The following is a 1,416-nucleotide window of genomic DNA, read 5'->3' as shown; positions in this document are numbered from 1 at the left end:
CCGCCCATGGCCTCGCCGCCCGTGGCCGCGTGGTTCGTGGCCTCGTGGTTCGAGACGCGCCCCTCCGGGGCGCTCCTCACCATGAGGATAGAAGGTGGTGCGAGACGCCGTTACGAAACGCCACTTACGAAACGCCACTTACGAAACGCGATCGACGAATAGAAGCAAGAAGACCATGTGGCGCGCCAGCGTGATCACCATCTTCCCGGACATGTTCCCGGGCCCGCTCGGCGCCAGCCTGGCCGGCAAGGCGCGGGCGGCCGGCATCTGGGATCTCGCCGCCGTCGATCTGCGCGACCACGCGACCGACCGCCACCGCAGCGTCGACGACACCCCGGCCGGCGGTGGCCCCGGCATGGTGTTGCGCGCCGACGTCCTGGCCCGGGCGATCGATACCGTGGCGCCGGCCACCGACGACCGCCCGCGTCTGCTCACCAGTCCCCGCGGCAAGCCGCTGACCCAGGCGCGCGTCGCCGCGCTGGCGAAAGGGCCCGGCGTCGTCGTGGTCTGCGGCCGGTTCGAGGGTGTCGACGAGCGCGTCATCCAGGCGCGCAACCTGGAGGAGGTGTCGATCGGCGACTACGTCCTCTCCGGTGGCGAGCTCGCCGCCATGGTGCTGATCGACGCCTGCGTCCGTCTCCTTCCCGGCGTGATGGGCAAGGAGGCCTCCGGCGCCGAGGAGAGCTTCTCGGACGGCCTCCTGGAATACCCGCACTACACGCGCCCGCAGCTCTTCGAAGGGCGCGACATCCCGGCCGTGCTGGTGTCGGGCGACCACGGCCGGGTCGCCGCGTGGCGCCGCGCCGAGGCCGAGCGCCTCACCCGCGAGCGGCGGCCGGATCTGTGGGCCGCCCATGCGGCCGCCCGCGACGGGCCCTCCGCGAGACCCGCCCATGTGCCGGGCGATGCGCCAAAAAAAGCGACCGATGGATGACAAAGCCGTCGACATGGCGTATAGGCACGCCCAACCCGTAGCTTACCGACTGACAGACCGGCGCGCTTGCGCCAGACGCAGCGCTGGAGACCTCCCATGAACATCATCCAAGAGCTCGAAAACGAGCAGATCGCAAAGCTGTCCGCCGGCAAGGACATTCCGGATTTCGGCCCGGGCGACACCGTGACGGTCAACGTCAAGGTGGTCGAGGGCGACCGCAGCCGCGTGCAGGCCTATGAGGGCGTTTGCATCGGCCGCTCCGGCGCCGGCCTGCACCAGAGCTTCACGGTGCGCAAGATTTCCTACGGCGAGGGCGTCGAGCGCGTCTTCCCGCTGTATTCGCCGCTGATCGACTCGATCAAGGTGGTGCGGCGCGGCAAGGTGCGGCGCGCGAAGCTGTATTACCTGCGGTCGCGCCGCGGCAAGGCGGCCCGCATCACCGAGCGTCAGGATCGTCCGGGCGAGCGCGCCGAGCGCGAGGC

The 1,416-nt window shown here is 70.3% G+C and carries 2 protein-coding genes; both read left to right on the top strand.

Annotated elements, in window-relative coordinates:
* The first annotated feature begins 175 nt into the window (after window positions 1-175).
* Entirely contained in the window at window positions 176-934 is a 759-nt protein-coding gene (gene trmD / locus CH341_RS31010; protein WP_111423499.1) for a tRNA (guanosine(37)-N1)-methyltransferase TrmD, read from the top strand.
* Window positions 935-1,030: 96 nt separating this feature from the next.
* The coding region (gene rplS, locus CH341_RS31005; protein ID WP_111423501.1) for a 50S ribosomal protein L19 at window positions 1,031-1,416 on the top strand (386 nt) is incomplete at its 3' end.

Source organism: Rhodoplanes roseus, assembly GCF_003258865.1.
In the GTDB taxonomy this organism is placed as follows: domain Bacteria; phylum Pseudomonadota; class Alphaproteobacteria; order Rhizobiales; family Xanthobacteraceae; genus Rhodoplanes; species Rhodoplanes roseus.
The sequence above is the reverse complement of the archived record's forward strand: the minus strand, read 5'-3'. Positions and strand labels throughout refer to the sequence as shown.

What these genes read in the sequence shown, in the direction of transcription:
- trmD (WP_111423499.1), top strand. Translation starts at nt 176, where the DNA reads ATGTGGCGCGCCAGCGTGATCACCATCTTCCCGGACATGTTCCCGGGC.